Raw genomic sequence first — 24,263 nt, forward strand, 5'->3', positions numbered from 1 at the left:
GAGATGAGCGAATTCCGCATCCCGGGAATGTCGGCGAGCAGGTCGGCCTACCGCAACCGCGCCCTCGGCTTCCTCGCCGTCGCCGTACTCGCCGGCATCCTCATCTCCGTGGCCGTACGGAGCTGGCCCGAGGACAACGTCCGCGTCACGATGGTGACCACGACCGTCGCCGGTGGCATCGACACGGGCACCTCGGTGGTCCTCAACGGCTCCGAGGTCGGCCTCGTCGAGCAGGTGAAGGTCGTCTCCGCCAACACCTACGCCGTGGTCCTCGACCTCGACCCCGACCGCGCCGGCGGCCGCCTCGACGTCCTCACCGACACCGCGCAGGTCAGCTACGCCCCGAAGAACCTGTTCGGTATCTCCGCGGTCGTCCTGCAGAGTCAGCCCGGCGGGCAACCCCTGCGCGACGGATCCGCGTTCCGGCCGCCCACGCCCACCGACGCCACCCTCACCACCCTGCTGCGCAACCTCAGCGATCTGCAGAACGAGGCCTTCGACCCGTACATGAGCGACATCCTCGCCATCGCCTCGCAGGCCACGCAGGGCCTGCTGCCCATCCTCGGCGCCGCCGGTCAGATCGCCGGGGACATCGTCGAGACCCAGGTCGTGTCACCGCGTCAGACCCTGCCGCAGTTCACCCAGCTCATCACCCAGGTGCGCGGGGCCGTCGGGGACCTGCTGCCGGTGATCCCGCAGATCATGGAGTGGGACGCACCGCGCGATCCCGGCTACCTGGAACGCTCGCAGAACGGTCTCGCCTTCACCGCGGGCCCGGCGATGGATGAGATCACCAAGCTCCTCAGCATGCCGGAGCTCGGACAGACCGCCCCGCTGATGCCGGTGCTCACCGCGCTGGTGGCCCGCATCCAGGACACCTTCCCCGACTCGCGGACCAACGGCATCCAGATCGCCACGCTGATCGAGAAGCTGCGCCGCGCACTGCCGGACGGCCCGAACGGACCCGTGCTGACGGTCAACGCGGTGCTCGCATCGGCGCCCGGACTCAACGCCGCCCTGCGCGCACCGTCCATCCCCACCCCGACGCCGCGCACCCCGGCAACGCCCGCCCCCACGACGCCGACGCAGGGAGGACATCGATGACCAAGTTCTCCCACGCGCTGGTGTACCTCATCGTGTTCGGACTGTTCTGCCTCGGCGGCGGTCTGTTCATCAACAACGCCATCGACCGGCCGGTCGCCGCCGACACCGGCACCTACACCGCGGATTTCACCAGCGCCGCCGGGCTCAAGGTCGGCAACGACGTTCGCATCCTGGGCGCCCGCGTCGGCAAGGTGACCGACATGTCGGTGCATCACGACACGCAGAGCGGTTCGAGCGTCGCCCGCGTCCGCTTCCAGCTCGACACCTCACAGCGCCTCTACCAGAACAGCAAGCTGGCCATCCGGTACCTCAACCTGACCGGAATCCGCTACATCGACATCCAGCAGGACGCCCATCCCGACGCCCCGGTGCCCGGCGCCGACACCGTCATCCCGGCGCAGGCCACCATCCCGTCCTTCGACGTGACCAAGGTCTTCCACGGTCTCGCGCCGGTGTTCGCGACCATGAACACCAACGACATCAATCACTTCGCCGAGAGCCTGCTGGCCCTCCTCGAAGGTGACGGCAGCGGCTTCTCCGACTTCGTCAGCTCGTTGACCACCGTCGTCCGGTTCGCCGACGACCGCGACAAGATCATCAACACCCTCGTCGACAACCTCGCCGGGCTGTCCGGGTCGGTGCAGGGACGGTCGCAGTACATCACCCCGATCATCGACTACGTCTCACGATTCGGCACCGTCCTCGCGCAGTGGACCCCACAGCTGCGCGGCCTCGCCGACAACACCGGCAACCTGCTCATCCAGGCCGATTACCTGCTCGCCGCGCTCGGCCTGCAACCCAACCGCACCCCCGACGCGGAATTCTTCGTCGGGCAGCTCAAGCCGCTCGGACAGGCCGCGCTCAACCTGCTCGCCCTGTCCCCCGCCGTCCTCAACGCCATCAACTCGGTGATCCCCCCGGCCGGCGCCCAGCAGACGACGCTCACGTGCTCGCGCGGCCGCGCCGCGCTGCCGACCGACGTCGCGCTGTTCATCCGGGAGAGTCAGGTGACCTTGTGCAAGCGCTGACCCTCATCCGGCGCCCCTGGCAATGGGGCAACGCCCTCGTCGACTCCTTCGTCAATCCCCGACCGCGGACCGCGCAGCACGATCGCAGAATGCAGGTCCGCTGGGGTGTCGCCGCCGTCGCGGTGACGCTGGTCAGCATGCTCATCGCGGTCGGGATCTACGTGTACACCCCCGGCCACTACCGGGTGGTGGCCCAGTTCACCGAGGCCGGCCAGATCCACAGCGGCGACAGCGTGCGCGTCGCCGGTGTGCCGGTCGGCAGTGTGAAGAAGGTGACCCTCGCCGGCGACCACGTCGACGTCGAGATGGCGATCCGCTGGGGCACCTTCCTCGGCGACGAGACCTACGCCGACGTCAAGATGCTCACCATCGTCGGCGGCAGTTTCATCGACCTCACCACCTCGGGCACCGACGCTCTCGGCGACGCGACGATCCCGGTGGATCGCACGAGTGTGCCCTACAGCCTGATGCAGACGTTCCAGACGATGCAGCCCAAACTCGATGAGATCAACGCCGATCCTCTGCGGCAAAGCGTCGCCCAGATCGGCACGGCACTCGAGGACAACCCGGGCGCGCTCCGTGAGAACCTCGAGATCGCCCACTCGATGCTGACCAATCTCCAAGCGCGACAAGACCAATTCGGTTCGATGCTGCGCCTGGCCGCCGACTACGCCGACAAGATCAACGCCAACGGCGACGTCATCACGCAGCTCGCCCGCAACCTGAGTTCCTTCGTCTCCGAGTACGCCGTGTTCGGGCCCCGGCTGAACGTGGTCCTCGATCATCTGGCCCTGATCCTGGAAAGGGTGCGCCCAGTGGCGTTGCTCTACAAGACCGACATCTCGCCGCTCGTCGCCCAGATCGACGCCATCGGAAGGGATTTCGGCCCGGCGCTGCAGCGGTACACGCCGATGATCGAGCAGGCCCGCGACCTCATCAAGCGACTCGAGGGCATGGTCGCACCGGACGGCACCATCAACATCGATCAATCCGGACTGGTCCTGTCGTCGGACTTCTGCGTGCCGATGCCGGGGGTGAGCTGCTGATGCTGACCAAGGTTCTCGGTTCCAAGTGGCTGATCACCGGCACCACGGTGATCGTGGTCATCGCGGCGTTGGCCGGGGCGTTCACCTACGCCACCTCCGACACCCGCAACCCGCAGTACTGTGCCCAGTTCAACGACGCCATCGGCCTGTTCGTCGGCAATCAGGTGACGCGCCGCGGCGTGGAGGTCGGCAAGATCACCGCGGTCGACACCTCCCACGGCCACGCCCAGGTCACCTTCACCGCCAACTCCGATCAGCGGATCCCCGCCGAGGTCAAGGCGGCCACCGTCGCACCGTCGGTGATCGCGGTCCGCCAGCTCGCGCTCATCGGCGACGATCACGGCGGTCCCGCTTTGCAGCCCGGCCAGTGCATCCAGCTGGCCGACACCAACACCCCGGCGTCCATCTCCGACTCGCTGGAGAGCCTGTCGAATGTGGCCACGCAGCTGACCACCGCCGGCGGTCCCGAACAGCTCAAGCAGGTGCTGTCGAGCGTGTCGAACCTGAACAAGGAACTCGACGGAACCGGGCCGCTGCTCAACACGATCATCCGGCAGCTCGCCGAACCGGCCCACACCCCGATGGCCGGCGCACTGGCCGACAGCGCACAGATCATCGACAGCGTCTCGGCGATGTCGACCGGCCTCGCGACCAACTGGACCTTCCTGGAGGGTTTCATCACCGAGATCTCCGGGGTGGTGCAACCGCTGATCCTGCCGACCGTCGGCAGTGTCACCCGCATCATCGCCGCGCTCCCCGACACCCTGAACGTGCTGACGAACGTCATCGACCACTACAGCCACTTCATCTGGCCCGCCGTCGACGTGGTGGTACCGATCGCGCGTCTCGTCGGTGCCGGCATGCGGAACTTCGGTGACATCCTGGGGATCGTCCCCGTCTTCATCCGGGCCTTCGACATCTCCTTCGATCAGAGCTCGCTCGGACTGCGGATTCGTTATACCCCGCCGACCACCCGCATCCCGGCCAACAACCCGGAGCTGACCTGCGCCAACATCAATCGACTCGCGCCCGGCCAGTGCACGGTGACCGATCCGGCCGGAATGCAGATCGACGCACTGACGCTCGCACTGACCCTGACCGGGGCCGCGCGATGATCGCCGCCACCACCCGCGGCCACCGCCGCACCACGCTCCTGTCGCTGATGGCGATGCTGCTCGCGGCGTCCTTGCTCACCGGGTGTTCGGCCTACGCCAACTTCTCCCCGGAGAAACTGCCCACTCCCCAATCGCTGCGCGACGGCCGGGAGGTGACCGCCGAGGTGCCGACCGCGGTGAACCTGCCGCTGTCGGCCAAGGTGGTCGTCAACGGCATCGACTCCGGCTCGGTGCAACGCATCGAACCCGGCGGCGGTAAGACGTTGGTACGCATGCGGATCGACAACGACGTCGTGGTGTCGGGAACCGCCCGCCTCGAACTCAAACAGGACACCCTGCTCGGCGACACCTACGTGTCGATCACCAATCCGTCCAACCCGACCGCCGATGCCCTGCCGGCCGGCGGGACGCTGGGGCTGGCGCAGGTCGCCCAACCCGTTCAGGTGGAACAGCTGATGTCGAGCCTGGCGAACTTCCTAGGCAGCGGCAGCCTGCCCCAGCTCGGCAACACCTTCGCCACGCTCAACAAGCAGTTCCCGGCCGATCCGCAGCAGGTCCGCGACATCGAGGGGGTGCTCACCGACACCCTCGACACGTGGGCGCAGAACACCTCGGCCCTCGACACCATCCTCACCAATGTCGCCGCGGTCACCGAACAGCTCAAGACCATGACCGGGACGCTGGAGTTCACGTTGAGTCAGGCGGGTGTCGACCAGTTCCGCGCGGTCAGCGACACCACCTACATGGTGGTCATCCTCGCGCGGCTGTCCGAGGCCCTCGGCCCGGCGATGCCGCTGGTCCCGGTTCTGTCGGGGGTGACCCGGCTGATCGAGACCGTCGTCAAACCGATCCTGATCCCGGGATGGCCGGACAATCAGATCTCCAATGCCGAACTGCTCGCCGACGTCATCAACGACAAACTCCTGCCGTACTTCAAGAATGCGCCCGGACTCAACATCCGTTCCCTGACCATCGCCAACGATGTGTCCGACCGCGATCTGTCACAGCAGATGGTCCGGGTGTTCCGCATGTTGGGAATGGTGCAATGAGCCGAGAGACCACACGCGAGCTGCTGCTCAACATCGTCGCCTTCGTCGTCGTCATCGGTGCCTGCGGAACCTATCTGGCCACGCAGGCCTATCACTGGAACCCGTTGGAGAAGACCCGGGTCGCCTATCTCGAGGTCGCCGACACCAACCTGGTGCTGACCGGCACCGGGGTGTTCGTCAGCGGCGGGCGGATCGGCCAGGTCAGCAACGTCGAGATCCAGACCACCGGCGCGAAACTGGAGTTGCGGTACAACGCGGCCAATGCGATTCCCGCCGATTCGGTGGTCACCATCGGTCTGCAATCGGCGCTCGGTGAGCCGTACCTCAACATCACCCCGGGAACCGCGGGTGGCCCCACCCTGCCCGACGGGGCGCAGGTGTCGGCACAGAAAATCGTGGAACCACAATCCATTCCGGGTATCTTCCAACAGATCTCGACGATGTCGTCGGTGGTCGCCGCCGATCCGATGGCCGGAATCCTCAAGACCGTGTCCGAGGCACTCGACGGTACTGGGGACTCACTCAACCAGATCAGTGACGGCACCAAACTGGTCGCCAGTCTGCTCATCTCGAAGTCGCCCCAGCTGCGAAAGATGTTCTCCAACACGCAGATCTACACCGCCGACCTGGGCTGGATCATCACCACGCTGCCCCAGTTCTCCGGCGGCCTGCGCGACATCGTCGTGCACTTCCTCGGCGCGCTGGACGCGACGGGCGAGCTGGTGAACCGCGGCAACCTCTACGGCGCGATGACCCAATCGCTGTACCCGTTCTTCCAGAAGCTCAATCCGTATCTGGCCGAGATCATCCCGAATGTGATGGACGCGGTGGGCCCCCTGATGCCGATCGCCACGGCGGTCAACGACACCGTCCCGCAGATCAACATGAGCGAGTTCCTGTCCCAGGCCCTGCAACTGTTCGGCGCCGGCGACGGCGTCAACCTCGTCATCACCCAACCCAACTGAACACCGACGAAGTACCGCGAGCCGCACCCACGGCCCGCACGAGAAGTGGAGTACCCCATGTCGAACCGAGTGGTCACCGAGACCGACAACACCGAGACCGACAACACCGGCACCGACAACACCGGCGCCGAATCCACGGCACCGCAGCCATCGGCACCCGAGCAGGACACGACCGTCGACGCGACGGCCGCCGAGGCACAGACCGTCGAGGCCGACACCGTGAAGCCCGACGCCGTGACGGCCGGTGCTGCGACGCCCGACGCTGTGACGCCCGACTCCGGGCCCACGGTCGTGATGACGAAGGGCGGGGCGGGCAAGCAGCGCGGGCAGGTGACCCTGTCGACGAAGTCGCTGGTGGTTTCGGCGCTGGTGATCTTCCAGACCCTGCTGCTGATCGCGGCTACCGCGGTGATGATCGTGTTCATCGTCCGCGACACCTCGGCACGAAACGAGCTCGGCGACATGAAGTCCGCCGCCGCCGACAGCGCCAAGGCGCAAGAGGTCGCCGGCACCTACGCGGTGGCCGCGGCGACCCTGGACTACCAGGACCTCACCCCGTGGATCGCCGCGATGAAGAAGGGCGTGAGCCCGGAACTGCAACGCAAGTACGACGTCGTCGGCCAGACGATGGAACAGATCATCACCCCGCTGCGGATGAAGACCACCGCCGAGCTGGTGCTCGCCAAGACCACCGAACACGCCGGTGACATGTACAAGGTGGATGCGGTGGTCAACGTGACCACCTCCACGGTGCAGAATCCGGCCGGCGGTACCGCCGTCGCCGTGTACACCATCACCCTCGACCGCTCGCAGAACTGGCTGATCACCCAGGTCGGCGATCCCACCCAGAGCATCGCGGGCAACCTGGGGTCCGCCGCGGCCGGCGGTGGCCAGCAGGGTCAGCAGGCGCAGCCCGGCGCCGCACAGCCCAGCGCCGGTGCCACCCCGACTCCCACCACACCCGCGCTGCCCGCTCCGACCCCGGCTCCCGGGGGCTGAGGTGAGCGCACCGACCCTCTCACCGGGACCGACCGCACGGAAGGCGTTCGCGCAGAACTTCTCCGACAATGCGCTCGGACCCGTGCGCACCCTGGGCCGCACCTTCCGGCTGGCGATCACCACGATCCTGCAGATCGGGCTGGACATCCTGCGTGGGCAGCTCAAGGTCAAGGAGACCGTGGTGATGGGGTGGTATCTGGTGAGTGTCACCGCCGTGCCGGCCTTTCTGATGGCCATCCCGTTCGGTGTCATCGTCACCATCCAGATCGGCAACATCATCAACCAGCTGGGCGCGCAGTCACTGCTCGGCGCCGCCAGCGGGTTCGCCGTCATCCAGCAGGCCGCACCGCTGGCGTCGGGCGTGCTCCTCGGCGGCGCCGGGGCGTCGGCGATCGCCGCCGACCTCGGTGCCCGCACGGTGCGCGAGGAGATCGACGCGATGCGCACCATGGGTATCGATCCCATTCAGCGGCTGGTGGTGCCCCGGGTGATCGCCGCGGCGGTCGTCGCCCCGCTGCTCGCGTTGTTCATCATCCTGGTCGGCGTGATCGCCGCGTTCTACCTCGCGGTCATCATCCAGGGCGCCGGCCCCGGCAGCTACTGGCAGTCCTTCGGATCGTTCGCATCCCAACGAGATCTGCTGCTGGGCATGATCAAGGCCTCGATTTTCGGGGTGATCATCTCGGTGATCGGATGTCAGCGCGGACTGGAGGCCAAGGGCGGCCCCCGCGGTGTCGCCGACGGCGTGAACGCCACCGTGGTGGTCTCGACCGTCGGCATCATCGGCGTGAACTTCATCATCACGCTGATCTACACCGTGTTCTTCCCCCTGCAGATCGGCTGAGATGCACGACGACGAGCGTTTGGCACACTATTGACCATGCGTGCCTTTCTGATCCAGAGCGCCCTGTCCGGCCTCGCCCTGTGGATCGCCACCCTGATCGTGCCGGGACTGGACTTCGTCTACCCCGCCGACGCGGGCTTCGGCCTCAAACTCGGCATCGTCGTGCTGGTGGCACTGATCTTCGGTGTCATCAACGCGTTCGTGAAGCCCATCGTCCAGATCCTGGCGATCCCGCTCTACATCCTGACGTTGGGTCTGATCCACATCGCGATCAACGCGTTCATGCTGGAGATCACCTCGTGGATCACCCACAACACCACGCACTGGGGTCTGGAGGTCGACGGCTTCTTCTGGTCCGCGATCTTCGGTGCGCTGGTGATCTCGGTGGTGAGCTGGTTGATCTCGATGATCCTCAAGGAACCTGTCGACTAAGGAACCTGTCGACCCAGGATCGCGGCCAGCTGGGGTACCGGTGCGGCCGAACCGAGCACCTGAATGGCCACGTGGTCGGCGCCCGCGGCGAGGTGCTCGTCGATCTGGCTGCGGACCGCCGCGGCGTCACCGTGGGCGACGAGCGCGTCGATCAGGGCGTCGCTGCCGCCGTTGTCGATGTCGGCGTCGGTGTACCCGAGCCGCTTGAGGTTGGCGGTGTAGTTGCGCAGGTGCAGATACGGCTGGTCGACGGGCGGGCGGCCGACGGCACGCGCGGCCACCGGATCGGTGTCGAGGACCACCTTGTGCTCGGGGGCGAGCAGCACCCCCTCCCCCAGGATCTCGCGGGCCTGAGCGGTGTGCGCGGGAGTGGTCAGGTACGGGTGCGCTCCCAACGCCCGTTCGGCCGACATCCGTAGCATCCGCGGACCGAGAGCGGCGAGAAGCCGACGCTCCGGCGGCACCTTCTTGCCGTCGAGGGCATCGAGATAGTGCCCGACCGCCCGGAACGGCGAGGTGTATTCGGCAGTGGCCTCCGGATGCCCGGCACCGATCCCGAGATAGAAACGTCCCGGGAAGTCCTGCTCGAGTTGATGGAACTCACCGGCGATTGCATCCGGGTCGGTGTTCCAGATGTTGACGATGCCGGTGGCGACGGTGATGTTGTCGGTGGCCTCGAGGATCTTTCGGATCGGCTTCAGATGTTTCGGTGAACCGCCCAGCCAGATCGTGCCGACCCCGAGTTGTTCGATCTGGGCGGCCTCCTCGGGGGAGAACTGACCGAACCACCCCCAGATGCCGTATCGGCCGAAACGCTCGATGTGTTCTGACTTCGACGTCGATGAGGCGCTCATGTTGAGCGCCAACACCCGGGGTACGTGCACTATTCCGGCTCACCGCGATCGGCCCAGCCTGATTCATGACCGGACCGGTCCAGCGCGGCACGCGCGTAGCATCGGGGCAGCGGATGCCGGGGCGGGGCACGGCAGGAAAGCATGTGAATACCCGTCCACGTATTCGAAAGAGGCATCTCATGAAGGTTTTCTGGTGCGGAGCCGTGGTCCCCGACTGCGACGCGCGTTTCGAGGAGGACAGCGAGGAACGCATCCTCGAGGAGGTCACCGAGCACGCCGCCACCGATCACGGGATCACCGGACTGTCGGCGACGACGCGTGAACAGATCAGGAACGCGATCACCGATCGGGCGACGTGACGCCGGAACACCAACGGGCACCGTCGAACTCCGACGCCGAACTCATCGTCGACGCCCTCGTCCGCACCGGCCGCCCACCGCGGCTGGTGTTCCAGCCGGTGGTCGACATCCGACGCATGGTGGTGGTCGGATACGAGGCGTTGAGCCGCTTCCCCGGCCCGGTCGACCTCGCTCCCGACGCGGCATTCGCCGCGGCCGACCGCATCGGTTGCGGTATCGAGCTGGAGTCGGCAGCGATCGCCGCGGCCCTGTCCGCCCGCACCCGGCTGCCGACGAATTGCTTTCTGTCGGTGAATGTCTCACCGGAGGCGCTGGTGTCCCCGCAGGTCGGGCGGCTGCTGCGGGACGCCCCGCTGTCGCGGGTGGTGTTCGAGCTGACCGAGCATTCCGAGGTCGAGGACTACCAGGGCGTCCTGCGGGTGATCGCCGACATCCGCGCCGCGGGTGGGTTCGTCGCGGTAGACGACGCCGGAGCCGGCTACGCGAGTCTGCACCACATCCTGGTCATTCGCCCGGACTTCGTGAAGCTCGACCGCACCCTCATCGTCGGCATTCACGCCGACGAGGCCAAGGGGGCGCTGGTGGAGATGTTCGGGCACTTCACCAGCCGCACCGACGCCTGGCTGGTCGCCGAGGGGATCGAGAACCTCGACGAACTGCGCCGGCTGATCCAGCTCGGGGTGCCTCTCGGGCAGGGAAACCTGTTGGGCCGCCCCGCCGCAGAGATGGGTCCGATGGCGCAGGTGTGCCCCGACTCGGGCCAATACCCACCACCGTCCGCGGACATGATCGGTCACTTCGTCGAGGCCGCCCTGACCGCGCCGGTGGCCAGCACCGACGCGGCGCTCGATGCCCGGCTCGGCAACGATCCGGGCCATCACGGGGTGATCCTGCTCGACCCGACCGACCGGCCCGCCCTGTACGCGGTCCGGACCGGCTGCTCGGGCATCGATCGCCGCGACGTGCTGCGCATGCTGGAGACCACCGACCTGCGTCAGGCCGTGTCCCGGGCGATGACCCGACCTCACCTGTCCCGCTTCGACCCGCTGGCCTGCTGCGATCGATCCGGCCGGCTCCGCGGCATGGTTCTGATCGAGCGACTCGTCGAGGCGCTGGCGTGGCGCTACACCCCACCGCAATGACGTGGCGGGCGACACGGCGGCGTGCCGTCACACCTGCGACAACGCCCGATCGCGACGTTCGATGATGTCTCGGCGCATCTGCGAGGTCAGCAGGTCCGCGGTGCCGAGTTCGATCGCCGCGGAGCCGGCCGGATGGACACCGATCGCCGCCAGCAGGGCACCGGCCCGCTGCGACACGCTCCCCGAGACGCCGAACCACGAGACGAAGTCGCCCACGGTCATGGTGGCGAACTCGCCGTTCAACGTGTGATTGGCCCGGCCGATGATCCAGCCGGCCGAGGCCGCCGACCTCGCCACCGATGCCCGGCGTCGAAACACCGCCGGATCGTTTCGTGCGACACGGGACAGCAAGCGGCGCATGGCCGTTCGGTGCTCCACATCGAAGAACTCGTCGGCCGCGGCGTCGCAGAGCGCACCGATGTCCGCGACGGCGTCGACGATGTCGGGGGCGATACCGGCGGTCTCGAACTCCTCGTCGGGCAGCGGCCGATCGTCAAGTGCCAGCAACGCCGGCCGGCCGCCGACCATACGGTCGAGCCGCGAGAGGGCGATCTCGGCCGAACCGAGCGCCGACGGTTCGTCCGCGCCGGTCAGTGCCGACCCCAGGGCGTGTGCCAGCATGTCCGCACTCGACGGCCGATCGCTGCGGCGGATCTCGCGGAGGTAGTCCGGCTCGTATTCATCGATGGCACGCAGGGTTTCGGCGGTCGAGGCGGCGGTGACCTCCTGCTCGGCGTGGGCGAATCGCACGAAGGCGCGCATGACGTCGGGATAGCCCGCCATCTCCTGCGGATCGAAACGGACCTTGCGCGGGATGCGGTCGAGCAGGAGGATCTCCACGACCACCGGGCTCCACCGCAGCGGATCGGCCTCGACGAGCCACAGGAACGCCTCGACCGCGTCGCGCGCCTCGGGGGTGTCGATGTCCCGGCCGTACGGGGAGGCGAAGAAGACCTCGGTGAGTTCGTCGAGGTCCTCGGCCGACCACTCCCGCGCCTCGGGTACGACACCACCGGGCGGCAGCAGACGCACCAGCCATTCCACCAGCGGCCGGCACATCGGCCAGGAGTCACTTTCCGGCGGCGGGAACACCCTTCTGCCGTCCTCGCCGGCACGCTCGATGATCGCGCGAGCGGTGACCGGGTCAACCGCCTCGATGGTGGGCGCGGACTGCGTCCTCGGCGCACTGGAGCGGATGTGGTCGAGCAGTTCCTCGTGCCCGCTGGGCACCACGAAGCCGTCCTTGAGCGCCGAGCCCATGTTGTGGTCGAGGAATGCCACCACCGATATCTCGTGTCCCGACGACAAGGCGACGGTGAACATGTAGTCGTCGCCGTCGCCGAGTTCGTGGGTCACCAGTGACACCCCGGAGGTCACCCGGACGTCGCCGAGATGACGCAGCCAGTCCGGCATCGGTTGCCGGCGGGAGGCCAGTTCCCGGGTGATCCGGGCGCCGAGCACCTCGTCGGGCAGGAACTCGCGAATGACCATCAGCGCGGCCGTCGTCTCCGCGAAGGAGATCTCCAGGAACGACTCGATCAGGGTCTCACGCTGTTCGGCCACATCGCCGCGACCCAGCAGGTCCCTGCGCGCGTCGGTGACCTCGAGGAGGCCACTGACGGCGATGAGCAGGTCGAGCGGTTCCTCGGACCGCAACGCTCCTCGGATCGACGCGATCAGCGGCTGGTCCTCCGCCCGCGAGGACTCCCGCGGCGCGGACGGCACCGGACGCAGGTGCCGTGGGCGTTGCTTCTTGGTGCCGCCGCGTTTCCCCGGCCGTGTTTTCTTGCCCATGGCCACAGCAGCCTACCGACCGCGCCCGGATTACCCTGACTGCTCATGCGAGCAGTGATCCAGCGGGTGACCGCGGCCCGGGTGATCGTCGACGACACGACGGTCGGCGAGCTCGACCTCACCGACGGCCGGCAAGGCCTGGTGGTCCTCGTCGGGGTCACCCACGACGACGGCCCGCCGCAGGCGGCCGCACTCGCCGACAAGATCTGGCGGTTACGCATCCTCGACGGCGACGGCGAGGTCCGCGAGGTATCCGCGGCCGACGTCGACGCCCCGATCCTGGTGATCAGCCAGTTCACCCTGTACGCGAACACCGCCAAGGGCCGTCGGCCGTCGTGGAACGCCGCGGCCCCCGGACCGGTGGCCGAACCACTCGTCGACGCCGTCGTCGAGGCGCTGCGGTCGGCCGGCGCCACCGTGGCGACCGGCCGGTTCGGCGCGCACATGGCCGTCCACCTGGTCAACGACGGACCGGTGACGATCACCGTCGAGGTCTGACACGATCGACGTCCCGCCCCACTCGCGCGGGCGCTCCACGTCCGCGCGGTACCCCCGCCCCCACGCGGTCATTGCACGACGCGCGCGAGCGTGGAGCAGGCGCGCGGACGAGAACCACCCGCGCCAAGCGGGCCAGTCACGCAGGAACCATCAGTCCAGCAGGCACCACGAGCCGTCACCGATCCGGCGGGCGTGCCCGGGGACGTCGGACATGTTGAGTGTCGGTGCGTAGATCGAGGCCGTGACCGTCGCCCGATCACCGTCGATCTCCACTGATTGCACATCGAGGTCGACATCGGCGGTCTCACCCTCCGGCGCGAACGCGCCGAGGAGATCGAGAACTCCGAGAAGCTCGGTGGACTCCGGGCAGATGTACCCCTTGGCGCCCTCGATGTCGTAGGTGCTCAACGCCTGGGTGTATCCCTCGTAGGCCGCGCGCACCGCCTGCTCATCGGAGCTCGACGACGCGAGCACCCCACCCGAACCGGATTGGCTCAGGAGGACGACTCCGCCGATGACGGCACCGATCACCACGACGACGCAGAGGATCACGACGGCCCAGACGCCACCCGATCCACGCCGCGGTGGCGGCCCCGCCGGCGGAAGGCCGAACTGCGGCGCGGCGGCATTCGGTGGATACGGACCAGGAGCGTACGGATTCTGAGGGTACGGATTCTGGGGATACGGATTCTGTGCGTACGGATTCTGGGGGTACGGATTCTGGGGATACGGCTGCGGGCTCGGGCCCGGCTGCGGATATGCCCCCGGCCCGTACGGCGACGCGGGCCGAGCCCATGGGTCCCGTTGCGGATCCGGTCCGGGCCAGGTCATCGCGACTCCATCCGATCGGGGTTGGCGTGAGCTCACTTTAGACCGGCGATGTGCAGGTCAGCGCCCCGGGAGGGGCACGTCGTCCGAACGGACCAACGGTTCGCGCGGTACCGTGAGGCCATGGGACGCATCACCGCTCGACGCCGCGTCGTCCGCGTCCGGCAGGGTGCCGAACCGACGTCGCGGGCCGACGTCCTCGCCGTCGAGGAACCGTTGGAGATCCGCGTCGACGGCCGCCCACTGGTCGTCACGATGCGCACGCCGGGTGACGACGTCGATCTCGCCACCGGCTTCCTCGTCGCCGAGGGCGTGATCGCGCGGGCCCACGACGTCTCGATGGCGCGCTACTGCGCCGGCGCCACCGCCGACGGGGTCAACACCTACAACGTTCTCGACGTCACGCTCGCGCCCGGCGTCCCACCGCCGGATCCGTCCCTGGCCCGTAGTTTCACCGTCACCAGCGCGTGCGGCGTGTGTGGCAAGGACAGCATCGACGCCGTCCGGACCCGGTCGCGGTTCACCGTCGCCGACGACCCGATGGTGATCGACGCCGATCAGGTTCTCGCCCTGCCTGATCGACTGCGCAAGAAGCAGAAGGTGTTCGACAAGACCGGCGGGTTGCATGCGGCCGGGCTCTTCGACGCCGTCACCGGTGAGCTGCTGACACTCCGCGAGGACGTGGGTCGCCACAACGCCGTCGACAAGGTGATCGGAGCGATGACGATCGCGGATCGACTTCCGTTGCGTGGCACCGTGTTACAGGTTTCCGGGCGGGCCAGTTTCGAGTTGGTGCAGAAGGCGGTCATGGCAGGCATCCCGATGCTGTCGGCGGTCTCGGCGCCGTCGTCGCTGGCCGCCGATCTCGCCGACGAGCACGGATTGACCCTCGCCGGTTTCGTGCGCGGCGGGTCGATGGTGATCTACAGCCGCGCCGACCGGATCAGAACCGTGGCCACGCAGGCCGGATCGCAGGTGGGCTGAGCCCCCTCAGATCCGGGTGCCGGTCGCGGTGTCGAACCAGTGCATCTCCTCCGGCAACGGGGTCAGCCCGAGTTCGTCCCCGACGGCGAACTCCCGGTGATGATCGGCGCGCACCACCACCCGCCCGGACCGTGGTGTCACCTCGGCGGAGCAGTAGATGTACTGTTCGGCGCCGAGTTCCTCCACCAATTCCACTCGGGCTCTGACCGTTTCGGGTTCGTGCACCGGCCCGACGCGCCACGCCTGCGCCCGCAGGCCGACGGTGACACGCGCCGGCGCGCCCGGTGGGGCCGCAATCGTGGCGTCGCCCAACGCCACCGCCGAACCGTCGCGTTCGACGTCGACCAGGCACATCTGCGGGCTGCCCATGAATCCGGCGACGAACATGTTGACCGGATCGCGGTAGATCTCTCTGGGGGTCCCGACCTGTTGGAGCACACCATGATCGAGGACGGCCACACGATGCCCCATCGTCATGGCCTCCACCTGATCATGGGTGACATACAGGGTGGTGGTACCCAGTTCGCGTTGCAGCGCCGCGATCTGCGCCCGCGTGCTCACCCGGAGTTTGGCGTCGAGATTCGACAGCGGTTCGTCCATGCAGAACACCCGCGGCCGACGGACGATGGCCCGGCCCATCGCCACCCGCTGACGTTGACCGCCGGACAGTTTCGCCGGTTTGCGCCCGAGCAACGATTCGAGCTCGAGCATCCGGGCGACGTCGAGGACACGGGCCTGCGTGTCCGCCTTGGACATTCCCGCGTTGCGGAGTGCGAACCCCATGTTCTGCGCGACCGACATGTTGGGGTAGAGCGCGTAGTTCTGGAAGACCATCGCCACGTCGCGCTCCCTGGGCGCCTTTCCGGAGACATCAGCACCATCGATGAGGATTCGGCCCGATTCCACCGGCTCCAGGCCCGCCAGCATCCGCAGGGTGGTCGACTTGCCACATCCGGAAGGGCCGACGAGCACCATGAATTCGCCGTCGCCGATGTCGAGGTCGAGTGCGTCGACAGCCGGCGGCGCGTCGGGTAAGAACTGCCGGGTGACCGCGTCAAAGGTGATGGATGCCATGAATGAGGTGTTCTGCCTATGCTTTTCGTCTACCCTGCGAGCGAGGTCAGTTGGGCAGCTTGGACTTGATCTGGGTGTCGTAGATCTGCTGCAACTGGCTCTGCACGTCGGCGAGTGTGTCGGTCACGTTCGCGTTCTGCAGTCCGATCCGCTCGTATCCGGTGCCGATGATCTTGTCGGCACCGGGCAGGAACACGCGCGCATAGTCCTGCGACCGGGTCTGCGGGAGTTGTGTGATCGCGGTGGCGAAATTCGGATTCTGGGCGAGAAAGGATGTCATCGCCGGATCGGACGCGGCCGCGCTGCGCACCGGCATGTAGCCGACGTTCTGGGAGAAGTAGACCGTGTTGGCGGTGTTGGTGATGAAGTCGATGAACTTGAGCGCATTGATCTTTCGTTCCCGGGAGATGTTCGCGGGAATCGCCAGTCCGGCACCGCCGGTCGGGCATCCCTTGATCCCGTCGGGCGCGGGCAGGAAGGCGGTACCGACACCGAAGCGGGCGTTGTCGGTGATTCCGGACAGGTCGCCGGTCGAGGCGACGGTGGATGCGATGATCCCGGCACTGAAGTCGCCCGCGATGTCATTGGAGATCTTGGCGTAGCGGCCGGTGTTGATGGAATCGGAGAACCAGGTGGCCGCGGCGATGGTCTTCGGATTGGTGAACTGCAGGTCCCATTCGTCGGAGTAGGCGCCACCGAACGTCCACGTGGGCCCCTCGAAGGTCCAGCCCAGATAGTCGGTGGCGTTGCCCCAGCCGTGGGCCTGCTTGCCGTCGCCGACCGCCTGCTGAATGCGCGGTCCCCACTCCCCGAATTCCTGCCAGGTGTTGGGTCCCCGATTCGGCAGTCCCGCACGGGTCCAGACGTCCTGGTTGTAGTAGAACAACGGCGTCGAGCGCGAGTACGGCAGCGCCCAGTGCTTGTCGTTCCAGTGGTAGTCGTCGTAGAGCGAGGTGACGTAGGTCGACGGGTCGACGCCCGCGTCGCCGTAGAGATCGTCGAGCGGCGTGATCGCTTTCAGCAGTGCGAAATTGAACCACCAGACGTCCGAGAGCACCACGATGTCGGGCAGGTCCCCGCCGGAGAGGGCGGCATTGAATTTCTGGGCCAGCTCTTCGTAGTTCTTGCCACCGTCGACGAGGGATACCTTGATGGTGGGATTGGCCGCCTCGAATCGCGAGATCAGTTCCTTCTCGACGTCGGTCGACTTGCCCGGGTGATTGGACCAGAACGTGAGATTGTTGGCGTCCCCGCCCGAGCCGCCGCTGCCGCCGGAACCGGCGCAGGCCGCGAGCGTGGCGGCTCCGGCCGCGGCAAGAGCGCCGGTGAGTACCGCGCGGCGTGAGATGTCGGTCATCGTGAGTCCCCTCCTGGAGTGTGCATGTCGTTTCCTGCGTGCATGACTGTCATCCCTTGACCGCCCCCGATGTGAGCCCCTTGATCATCTGGCGTTGCAGGACAAGGAAGATCAGCAGGATCGGCAGCATCGCGAGGACGGTCGCGGCCATCACCGGCCCCCAGTTGGTGAGGCCGTCGTTGTTCTGCAGTTGGGTGAGCCCCACCGGGAGGGTCGCGACGCGGTAATCGTCGGCCATGAGGAAGGGCCACAGGTATTCGTTCCACTCGTTGACCAACGTGATCAGGGCGAACGCCACCATCGTGGGGATCGAGATCGGCAGCACCACGCGCAGCAACAGCCGGACGTGCCCGGCGCCGTCCATCCTCGCGGCCTCGATGATCTCGGCCGGAATCGACAGAAAGTGGTTGCGCATCAGGAACGTTCCGAACGCCACCCCGGCCAGCGGCACGATGATCCCGACGAAGGTGTTGCGCAATCCCAGCTGCGCCACCAGCGAATAGTTGGTGATCACCGTGATCTGGTTGGGCACCATGAGTGCCGCGATGATCGTCAGGAACACCAGGTTCTTGAACGGGAATCGCAGGAACACCAGTCCGTACGCACTGAGCACACCGAGGACGAACTTGATGATCGTCAACGCGCCCGCGGTGATCAGGGAATTGCCCAGGAACCGCCAGAACGGCACCGATGTCGTCGCCTCGCGATAGTTCTCCGGGTGCCAGGTCGACGGCCACCACACGGCGGGCTGCACATAGATCTCGGAACGATCCTTGAAGGAGGCCAACAGGATCCAGATCAGCGGCAGGGCGACCACCACGACGACCACCGCCATCGCGAGGTAGCCGGATGCGGTGGCGATCCGGGCGCGGGTCGATGCGTTCATCGCTCGCCCCGATCCATCACCCGCACCTGCAGGACCGTGATGATCAGCAGGACGACGAACATGACGGTCGCCACCGTGGCGCCGTAGCCGGCCCGGAAGTTGCGGAAGGTCTCCTCATAGACCTGGTACACCATCGTCGTGGTGCCGTTGCCGAGCGGCCCGCCGCGGGTCATCACGTTGATGATGTCGAAGACCTGCAGCGAGTTCAGCATCACCGTGATCGACAGGAAGTAGGTGGTGGGCCGCAGTTGCGGCAGCAGGACGCGCCGGAAATGCGTCACCGGTCCCGCCCCGTCGATCAGGGCCGCCTCATCCAGATCGGCGCGTCGTCCCTGGAGCGCGGCGAGGTAGATCACGAAGGTGTACCCGACGTTCTTCCAGAGGTAGGTCACCGTGATCATCACCATCGCCCACCCGGGTTGCTGATAGAAGTCGGGCGCCGGACCGAGACCGGTGCGCACCATCAGGTCGTTGATGAGTCCGAAATTCGGGTCGAAGACGAACTGGAAGGCGATGCCGATGGCCGCGCCGGAGATCACGAACGGCGCGAACACCGTCGAGCGCACCAGGTTTCGTCCGGCCAGTTTGCGATCCAGCAGGACCGCGAGCGCCAGTCCGATGACCATGCTGCCGATCACCGCGGCGAGGGTGAAGACCACCGTGTTCGTGACGATGATCGCCGTGTCGGATCGGGTGGCCCACTCGCGGTAGTTGTCCGTACCGATGAAGGTGGCGCCGGGCGAGGAGATGTTCCAGTCGTAGAACGACATCCGGATGTTCTCGATCAGTGGCCGGTAGGTGAACACCACCAGCAGAACGAGATTGGGGCCGACGATGGCCAGGAACAACAGGTAGGTGCGCCACGGACGACGATGACCCGCTTGTGGCAGGACATGCTCGGTCACCGGTGGCACGCGAGTGAGTGTGCGTGCCTCAGCCGTCGTACGGCACAACACTCATCGACACATCGGTGAACGGTTCACCAACCGATAGTTGGCAAGGGTTCACATTCGCGCGGGGTACCGCGTCAACAGGCACAACCCGCGTGGGCGGGCGGGAGAATGCCATCTCCGACGGTGACCGATGTGGTCATCCTCGGAGATTTTTCGTTATCCACACCACTTCGCTACCAATATGTGATTTCATACATGAGTTACAGAGTGACACGATCTGTAACTCTATGCCGAACCGAGATCGGGGGACCAATGAGCGTCGACATGAACAGAAGGAATGCACTACGGGCCGGTGGCGCGGGAGCGCTCGCCGTGGCGGGATCGATGGCGTTCGGCGCCAAACCCGCACGCGCACAACCGTGGTCATGGTCGCCCGCCGGTTCGGTGCCCGTTACCGGAGCCGGCGCCGATCCCCGCCACCTGTGGGACCCCGAGGCCGACGCGGTGATCGCCGACGTGATCGAACACCACGACGTCGCCGCCATCAACCGCGCGCTCCGCGGATGGGTCCGCAACGATCAGCCCATCCCCGCGTCGCTGCCGAGCAACCTCAAGGACTTCATCCACGAGGCCCGCAAACTGCCGTCATGGACCGACAAGGGCAAACTGGCGGATTCGTTCACCTTCGTCAAGAAGCAGGACACCATCATCTCCGTGTTGTACGCCTTCGCCGCGGGCATGATGGCCACCGTCATCCCCAACGAGGCGCGCTCGGTGTACTACTCCAAGGGCGGGCACCCGGTGTACTTCAAGGACCGGATCGCCAAGACCGCCAAACTGGGCTACGACATCGGCACCATCAACGCCTACGATCCCGACGGCCAGATGATCGTGACCTGCATCAAGACCCGGATGATCCACGCCGGCGTCCGCCACCTGCTGCCCCAGTCGCCGCACTGGCCCGACAACGTCGTGCCGATCAGCCAGGAGGACCTGCTGGTCACCTGGCACAGTCTGCCGACGACGATCATGCAGAACCTCGTCAAGTGGGGAATCCCCATCCCGCGCAACGAATCCCAGGGCTACCTGCACAGTTGGCAGCTCTGCGGCCACTTCCTCGGCATCCGCGACGAATACCTGCCGCAGTCCTGGGCGGAGGCCAATTCGCAGGCCAAGCAGGTCCTCGACCCGGTGCTGGCACCCACGCCGGAGGGCACGGTGCTCGCCGAACAGCTCCTCGAACTCGGACACGACCTCGACCTGAGCCTGCTGTCGAAGCCGATCCTGGGCGCCTTCACCCGCTACATCCTCGGCCCCAAGCTCGCCGATTGGATTCAGGTGCCCCGCGAGCCGGTGTGGAGCCCACTGCTCGAGACGGCCTGGCCGCCGTTCCTCCAGATCCGTTCGGGAATCCTGGGTGTCGCGCCGATCACCGAGAACGCCTACTGGCTGTTCGACGAATTCCTCCGCCAGTTCGTCCTCTGGTACGCCGCCGAACTGCGCATGCCCATCAGCATCGAGATCCCGACCGCGAACCGGCGATTCTGACGTTCCTCTCGGCAACGCCATGAAGCAGGCCAACGCGATCATCACCTCCCGGCGCCTGGCCGCCGGAGTGTTCGCCGCCGCAACACTCACCGCCGCCGGGCTCACCGGCCAGCTGGCGGTGAGCCACGCCGACGCCGGCCAGTCCGCCGGCGAGAATGAGTCCACGACGTCGGCCGCCTCCACGACGGTGGCGACCGCGTCCGGACCGTCGTCGACGACGCCACCCCGACGACCCGCCGCACGCACGTCGGGTGCTCCCGTGCCACCGCGTTCGGCGACGCCCAGAACCGCCGCGACCCCGACCGCCGTGACACCCACCGCCGTGACCCCGACCGGGACCTACCAACCCCCCGTCGAACAGGCGCCGGCGCAGACCGGGTACACCGCCCCGGAAGTGGTTGTCCCCGAGCCCACTGCGGTGCAACCGGAGAGCCCTGGCGGCGGCTCAGGTGCGGCCTCCGGCGGTGGCGGTGGCGCTGGCGGTGGCGGTGGCGGCTGGGAGGCGCCGCCGCCGGTCGCCGAGACGGCCGCACCACCTCAGACCCAGACGGCCGGATCATGATCGACACCCACCACGACTCCCCCGCCGTGCCCACAGCCGGCCCCGAAACCGTCGCCTCGGCCGGGTTCTCGGCCATCGGCACCACCGTCACGGTGCTCTGCACCGTCGCCGACGAGCTCGACGAGGCCGCCGCCCTGATGCGTCGGCGACTCGCCGAACTCGATCGGGCGGCGTCCCGCTTCCGCACCGATTCCGAACTGGCACAGATCAATACCGCGAGCGCCGAGCGCGCCCGCACCGATCCCGACGGTTCGGTGTGCCTTCCCGTCGGCGAGGTTCTCGCCCGATGCCTGGGCGCGGCGGTGCACGCCGAGCGACTGACCGACGGACTGGTCTGCGCATCGTTGGGTGCCGAGCTGGCCGCCTGCGGATACGACGACGACATCGACATCGTGCGCGCACGCACCGACACCGGTTCCCGACCGACACCCGAACACACTGCACGGCAGGCGGTCTCGCGGCGCACCGACTTCGACGAACAGCGCGCCCGGGTGACACTCCCGGCTGGGACCGCACTCGATCTCGGTGCCGTCGCCAAGGCATGGGCCGCCGACGCCATCGCCGAGGAACTCGCGCGGTCGGGCTCCGGTGGGTATCTGGTGAACCTCGGCGGCGACACCGCGGTCTCGGGAGTCGTGCCCGACGACGGGTGGGCGATCGGCGTCCTCGGACCCGATGGCGCACAGGTTCAGGTCGTTCGCTCCGACGGCCAGGCATTCGCCACCTCGTCGACGAGGCTGCGGACGTGGCGACAGCACGGGCGCCACCGGCATCACATCATCGACCCGCGAACCGGGATGCCCGCCCACACGCGGTGGGCCCAGGCGACCTGTGCGGCACCGACGGCGGTCCAGGCCAACGCCGCGTCGACCGCCGCGGTCATCCTCGATGACCGCGCCCCGGACTGGCTGACCGCCCGCCGGGTTCCGGCGTGCCTCATCGCCGCCGATCACCAGATCACCACCGCCCCCGGATGGCCCGGCATCACAACCCCTGCGGTGGGTGTGTCATGACCAGTCCGTGGCTGTGGTTCGCCTCCCGCGCCTGCGGCATCGTCAGTCTGATGTTGCTCACCGCGGTCGTCGTGCTCGGTGCCGCCACCGCCGTCGGCCTCCGACCCGAGAGCTCCCTCACCGCGGTCGCGGTGAGCCTGCATCGCACCCTCGCCCTGGGCACCACCGTGTTCGTCGCCATCCACATCTCGACCGCCGTCCTCGACGCCTACGTCGACCTGGGATGGATCGCGGTGGTCGTGCCGTTCACCTCCGATTACCACCGCATGTGGGTGGGTGTGGGTGCCATCGCCGTCGACATCTTCATCCTCGTGCTCGTCACGTCGATTCTGCGGCTGCGCCTGTCCCATCGGGTCTGGCGGGCCGTGCACTGGCTGTCGTATCTGCTCGCGGCGAGCGCGGTCCTGCACGGACTGATGATGTCCGCCGACGATCAGCAGGCGTTGCGGATCGTCACCGTGGCCTGCGGTCTCGTCATGGCGGCGGCCACCGCGTGGCGCCTGCTCAGTCGCACCGCCGATCGCCGCCGGCGCGCCGAGATCGCGATCGGAGGTTGGACATGAACGCCATCGCCGACCTGCTGACCGACGCAGGCCTCACCGGGCGGGGCGGCGCCGGGTTCCCCACCGGCGTCAAAGTGGATCTGGCACACCGCCACGGCGCCGATCTCATCATCAACGCCTGCGACGGCGAGATCGACGCGACCAAGGACGGATGGGTCATCGCTCACCGCCTCGACGCGGTTCTCACCGGCGCCCGGCTGCTGACCGCCGGCCGGATTCGGGTTGCGGCACATCGCGGTTCGGCTGCCCTCGCCATCCTCGACGAGCACGGGTGTGACACCGTCGCGGTACCGCACCGCTACGTCGCCTCCGAGGAGTCCTCGCTGGTGAGTCTGGCCCATGGCGGGCAGGCCCGTCCGCTGATGCGGTGGTCGCCGGTGACCGCCGGCGCCCGCGGTCACGACGGTCGCCGACTCCGGCCGACGCTCGTCCTCAATGCCGAAACCGTGTGGCGTGCAGCCCAGATCGCCGATCGTGGAGTGCGCTGGTTCCGCTCCTTCGGTACGCGGGCCGAGCCCGGACCCCGACTGGTGACAGTGGCCAACGGTGTCGGCAGACCCGGAGTCGTCGAGGCGGAGGCCGGCCCGCGGGTCGGTGATCTCCTCGGGCTCGCCGGCGGTCAGACCGTTGCGGCACAGGCGTTCTGGCTCGGCGGACTCGGCGGCGGATTCCTGCCGGCCGCCGACGCGTCACGAACCGCGTGGTCTCGGGCCGGGTTGGCGCCGCATCACGTTCGCATGGGAGCTGCGACCGTCCGTCTGATCGAGGCCGATGCCGATCCGTGGGCGCAGGTGGCGGCCGCACTCGACTACGCCGCGGCCGAAACCGCCGGGCAGTGCGGGCCATGCATGTTCGGTCTGCCCGCGATCGCCTCCACCGTCGCCGACCTCCGCAACGCCGACGATCCCGGCGCGGCATCACACCTGACCCGTCGAGTCGCGATGGTGCGCGGCCGCGGTGCATGCCGATTCCCCGACGGCGTCGCGGATTTCGTCGCGTCGGCGCTCGAGGTGTTCGGAGCGCCTCGCCGACCCGAGTCTGCGCCGAGCGAGTTGACGCAGAGTGAGTTGACGCAGAGGGAGTTGACACGGACAGGAGCACACCCATGTCCTGGTTGACCTCGCTCACCGGCCGGGCCGGCACCGACGAATCCGGACCGGCACCGACCCTCGTCGTCGATCGAATTGCCTGCACGGGCAGGGGAATCTGCGCGCACCTGCTGCCCTAGTCCATCCACCTCGACGAGTGGGGATACCCCATCATCGTCGACGAGCATCCCGATCCCCGCGCCGCTCGGACCGCCATGTCCCTGTGTCCCACCGGCGC

The 24,263-nt window shown here is 67.5% G+C and carries 26 protein-coding genes; 19 read left to right on the forward strand and 7 right to left on the reverse strand.

What is annotated here, in order from left to right:
- Positions 1–3 precede the first annotated feature (3 nt).
- The 9 genes from ABLE92_RS09635 to ABLE92_RS09675 are packed head-to-tail and all read left to right on the forward strand — an operon-like array spanning position 4 to position 8,582.
- Complete coding sequence (locus tag ABLE92_RS09635; RefSeq protein ID WP_348804515.1) at positions 4–1,104, forward strand: MlaD family protein; 1,101 nt, start codon at positions 4–6, stop codon at positions 1,102–1,104.
- The gene (locus ABLE92_RS09640; protein ID WP_348804516.1) at positions 1,101–2,132 is read left to right on the forward strand and encodes an MlaD family protein; all 1,032 of its coding nucleotides are present in this window, start codon (positions 1,101–1,103) and stop codon (positions 2,130–2,132) included. The genes ABLE92_RS09635 and ABLE92_RS09640 overlap by 4 nt, the downstream gene beginning before the upstream one ends.
- Complete coding sequence (locus ABLE92_RS09645; protein WP_348804517.1) at positions 2,120–3,178, forward strand: MCE family protein; 1,059 nt, start codon at positions 2,120–2,122, stop codon at positions 3,176–3,178. The genes ABLE92_RS09640 and ABLE92_RS09645 overlap by 13 nt, the downstream gene beginning before the upstream one ends.
- Positions 3,178–4,293: an MlaD family protein gene (locus ABLE92_RS09650; protein ID WP_348804518.1), complete on the forward strand. Its 1,116-nt coding sequence runs from the start codon at positions 3,178–3,180 to the stop codon at positions 4,291–4,293. The genes ABLE92_RS09645 and ABLE92_RS09650 overlap by 1 nt, the downstream gene beginning before the upstream one ends.
- Positions 4,290–5,342 (forward strand): MlaD family protein, encoded by a 1,053-nt coding sequence (locus ABLE92_RS09655; RefSeq protein ID WP_348804519.1) that lies wholly within the window; start codon positions 4,290–4,292, stop codon positions 5,340–5,342. The genes ABLE92_RS09650 and ABLE92_RS09655 overlap by 4 nt, the downstream gene beginning before the upstream one ends.
- Positions 5,339–6,307 carry an MlaD family protein gene (locus ABLE92_RS09660; protein WP_348804520.1) on the forward strand — a complete coding sequence of 323 codons (969 nt, stop codon included), beginning with the start codon at positions 5,339–5,341 and terminating at the stop codon, positions 6,305–6,307. Before ABLE92_RS09655 ends, ABLE92_RS09660 begins: the two co-directional genes overlap by 4 nt.
- A gap of 57 nt (positions 6,308–6,364) precedes the next feature.
- Positions 6,365–7,306, forward strand: coding sequence for a hypothetical protein (locus tag ABLE92_RS09665; RefSeq protein WP_348804521.1), 942 nt, complete (start codon positions 6,365–6,367; stop codon positions 7,304–7,306).
- A gap of 1 nt (position 7,307) precedes the next feature.
- The gene (locus ABLE92_RS09670; RefSeq protein WP_496560784.1) at positions 7,308–8,150 is read left to right on the forward strand and encodes an MlaE family ABC transporter permease; all 843 of its coding nucleotides are present in this window, start codon (positions 7,308–7,310) and stop codon (positions 8,148–8,150) included.
- Between the two features lie 36 nt (positions 8,151–8,186).
- Positions 8,187–8,582: a phage holin family protein gene (locus ABLE92_RS09675; RefSeq protein WP_348804522.1), complete on the forward strand. Its 396-nt coding sequence runs from the start codon at positions 8,187–8,189 to the stop codon at positions 8,580–8,582.
- On the opposite strand, the gene ABLE92_RS09680 is transcribed toward ABLE92_RS09675, so the two are convergent.
- On the reverse strand, positions 8,579–9,436 hold the full coding sequence (locus ABLE92_RS09680; RefSeq protein ID WP_348804523.1) for an LLM class F420-dependent oxidoreductase: 858 nt from the start codon (positions 9,434–9,436) through the stop codon (positions 8,579–8,581). The two genes, ABLE92_RS09675 and ABLE92_RS09680, sit on opposite strands and share 4 nt — an antisense overlap.
- 179 nt (positions 9,437–9,615) lie before the next feature.
- Here ABLE92_RS09680 and ABLE92_RS09685 point away from each other — a divergent pair, with 179 nt between their 5' ends.
- Together ABLE92_RS09685 and ABLE92_RS09690 are read left to right on the forward strand one after the other, a co-directional pair.
- Positions 9,616–9,795, forward strand: a complete 180-nt coding sequence (locus ABLE92_RS09685; protein WP_348804524.1) for a DUF1059 domain-containing protein — start codon at positions 9,616–9,618, stop codon at positions 9,793–9,795.
- Positions 9,792–10,937 carry an EAL domain-containing protein gene (locus tag ABLE92_RS09690; protein WP_348804525.1) on the forward strand — a complete coding sequence of 382 codons (1,146 nt, stop codon included), beginning with the start codon at positions 9,792–9,794 and terminating at the stop codon, positions 10,935–10,937. Before ABLE92_RS09685 ends, ABLE92_RS09690 begins: the two co-directional genes overlap by 4 nt.
- Positions 10,938–10,964: 27 nt before the next feature.
- On the opposite strand, the gene ABLE92_RS09695 is transcribed toward ABLE92_RS09690, so the two are convergent.
- Positions 10,965–12,731, reverse strand: a complete 1,767-nt coding sequence (locus ABLE92_RS09695; protein ID WP_348804526.1) for a hypothetical protein — start codon at positions 12,729–12,731, stop codon at positions 10,965–10,967.
- A gap of 45 nt (positions 12,732–12,776) precedes the next feature.
- On the opposite strand from ABLE92_RS09695, the gene dtd reads away from it, so the two are divergent.
- Positions 12,777–13,229, forward strand: a complete 453-nt coding sequence (gene dtd, locus ABLE92_RS09700) for a D-aminoacyl-tRNA deacylase (protein ID WP_348804527.1) — start codon at positions 12,777–12,779, stop codon at positions 13,227–13,229.
- 150 nt (positions 13,230–13,379) lie between these two features.
- On the opposite strand, the gene ABLE92_RS09705 is transcribed toward dtd, so the two are convergent.
- Positions 13,380–14,060 carry a hypothetical protein gene (locus tag ABLE92_RS09705; protein WP_348804528.1) on the reverse strand — a complete coding sequence of 227 codons (681 nt, stop codon included), beginning with the start codon at positions 14,058–14,060 and terminating at the stop codon, positions 13,380–13,382.
- A gap of 120 nt (positions 14,061–14,180) precedes the next feature.
- On the opposite strand from ABLE92_RS09705, the gene fdhD reads away from it, so the two are divergent.
- Positions 14,181–15,041: a formate dehydrogenase accessory sulfurtransferase FdhD gene (gene fdhD / locus ABLE92_RS09710; protein WP_348804529.1), complete on the forward strand. Its 861-nt coding sequence runs from the start codon at positions 14,181–14,183 to the stop codon at positions 15,039–15,041.
- Between the two features lie 6 nt (positions 15,042–15,047).
- Here the strand turns inward: fdhD and ABLE92_RS09715 are convergent, their stop codons facing one another.
- The 4 genes from ABLE92_RS09715 to ABLE92_RS09730 are packed head-to-tail and all read right to left on the reverse strand — an operon-like array spanning position 15,048 to position 19,272.
- Positions 15,048–16,115: an ABC transporter ATP-binding protein gene (locus tag ABLE92_RS09715; RefSeq protein ID WP_348804530.1), complete on the reverse strand. Its 1,068-nt coding sequence runs from the start codon at positions 16,113–16,115 to the stop codon at positions 15,048–15,050.
- A 46-nt stretch (positions 16,116–16,161) separates the two neighbouring features.
- Positions 16,162–17,472 (reverse strand): ABC transporter substrate-binding protein, encoded by a 1,311-nt coding sequence (locus ABLE92_RS09720; protein WP_348804531.1) that lies wholly within the window; start codon positions 17,470–17,472, stop codon positions 16,162–16,164.
- A gap of 49 nt (positions 17,473–17,521) precedes the next feature.
- Positions 17,522–18,358: a carbohydrate ABC transporter permease gene (locus ABLE92_RS09725; RefSeq protein WP_348804532.1), complete on the reverse strand. Its 837-nt coding sequence runs from the start codon at positions 18,356–18,358 to the stop codon at positions 17,522–17,524.
- Positions 18,355–19,272, reverse strand: a complete 918-nt coding sequence (locus tag ABLE92_RS09730) for a carbohydrate ABC transporter permease (protein ID WP_348804533.1) — start codon at positions 19,270–19,272, stop codon at positions 18,355–18,357. Before ABLE92_RS09730 ends, ABLE92_RS09725 begins: the two co-directional genes overlap by 4 nt.
- 303 nt (positions 19,273–19,575) lie before the next feature.
- On the opposite strand from ABLE92_RS09730, the gene ABLE92_RS09735 reads away from it, so the two are divergent.
- Genes ABLE92_RS09735 through ABLE92_RS09760 form a run of 6 tightly spaced genes read left to right on the forward strand, consistent with a single transcriptional unit; the run spans position 19,576 to position 24,165 of the window.
- Positions 19,576–20,799 carry an oxygenase MpaB family protein gene (locus ABLE92_RS09735; protein WP_348804534.1) on the forward strand — a complete coding sequence of 408 codons (1,224 nt, stop codon included), beginning with the start codon at positions 19,576–19,578 and terminating at the stop codon, positions 20,797–20,799.
- A gap of 19 nt (positions 20,800–20,818) precedes the next feature.
- Positions 20,819–21,361 carry a hypothetical protein gene (locus ABLE92_RS09740; RefSeq protein ID WP_348804535.1) on the forward strand — a complete coding sequence of 181 codons (543 nt, stop codon included), beginning with the start codon at positions 20,819–20,821 and terminating at the stop codon, positions 21,359–21,361.
- On the forward strand, positions 21,358–22,374 hold the full coding sequence (locus ABLE92_RS09745) for an FAD:protein FMN transferase (protein ID WP_348804536.1): 1,017 nt from the start codon (positions 21,358–21,360) through the stop codon (positions 22,372–22,374). The genes ABLE92_RS09740 and ABLE92_RS09745 overlap by 4 nt, the downstream gene beginning before the upstream one ends.
- Positions 22,371–22,937 (forward strand): ferric reductase-like transmembrane domain-containing protein, encoded by a 567-nt coding sequence (locus ABLE92_RS09750; protein WP_348804537.1) that lies wholly within the window; start codon positions 22,371–22,373, stop codon positions 22,935–22,937. Before ABLE92_RS09745 ends, ABLE92_RS09750 begins: the two co-directional genes overlap by 4 nt.
- Complete coding sequence (locus ABLE92_RS09755) at positions 22,934–24,055, forward strand: NADH-ubiquinone oxidoreductase-F iron-sulfur binding region domain-containing protein (RefSeq protein WP_348804538.1); 1,122 nt, start codon at positions 22,934–22,936, stop codon at positions 24,053–24,055. Before ABLE92_RS09750 ends, ABLE92_RS09755 begins: the two co-directional genes overlap by 4 nt.
- Positions 24,043–24,165, forward strand: a complete 123-nt coding sequence (locus ABLE92_RS09760; protein WP_348804539.1) for a hypothetical protein — start codon at positions 24,043–24,045, stop codon at positions 24,163–24,165. The genes ABLE92_RS09755 and ABLE92_RS09760 overlap by 13 nt, the downstream gene beginning before the upstream one ends.
- Positions 24,166–24,263: the final 98 nt, after the last annotated feature.

Origin of the sequence: Gordonia oleivorans, from assembly GCF_040044975.1 — a bacterium.
GTDB lineage: Bacteria > Actinomycetota > Actinomycetes > Mycobacteriales > Mycobacteriaceae > Gordonia > Gordonia oleivorans.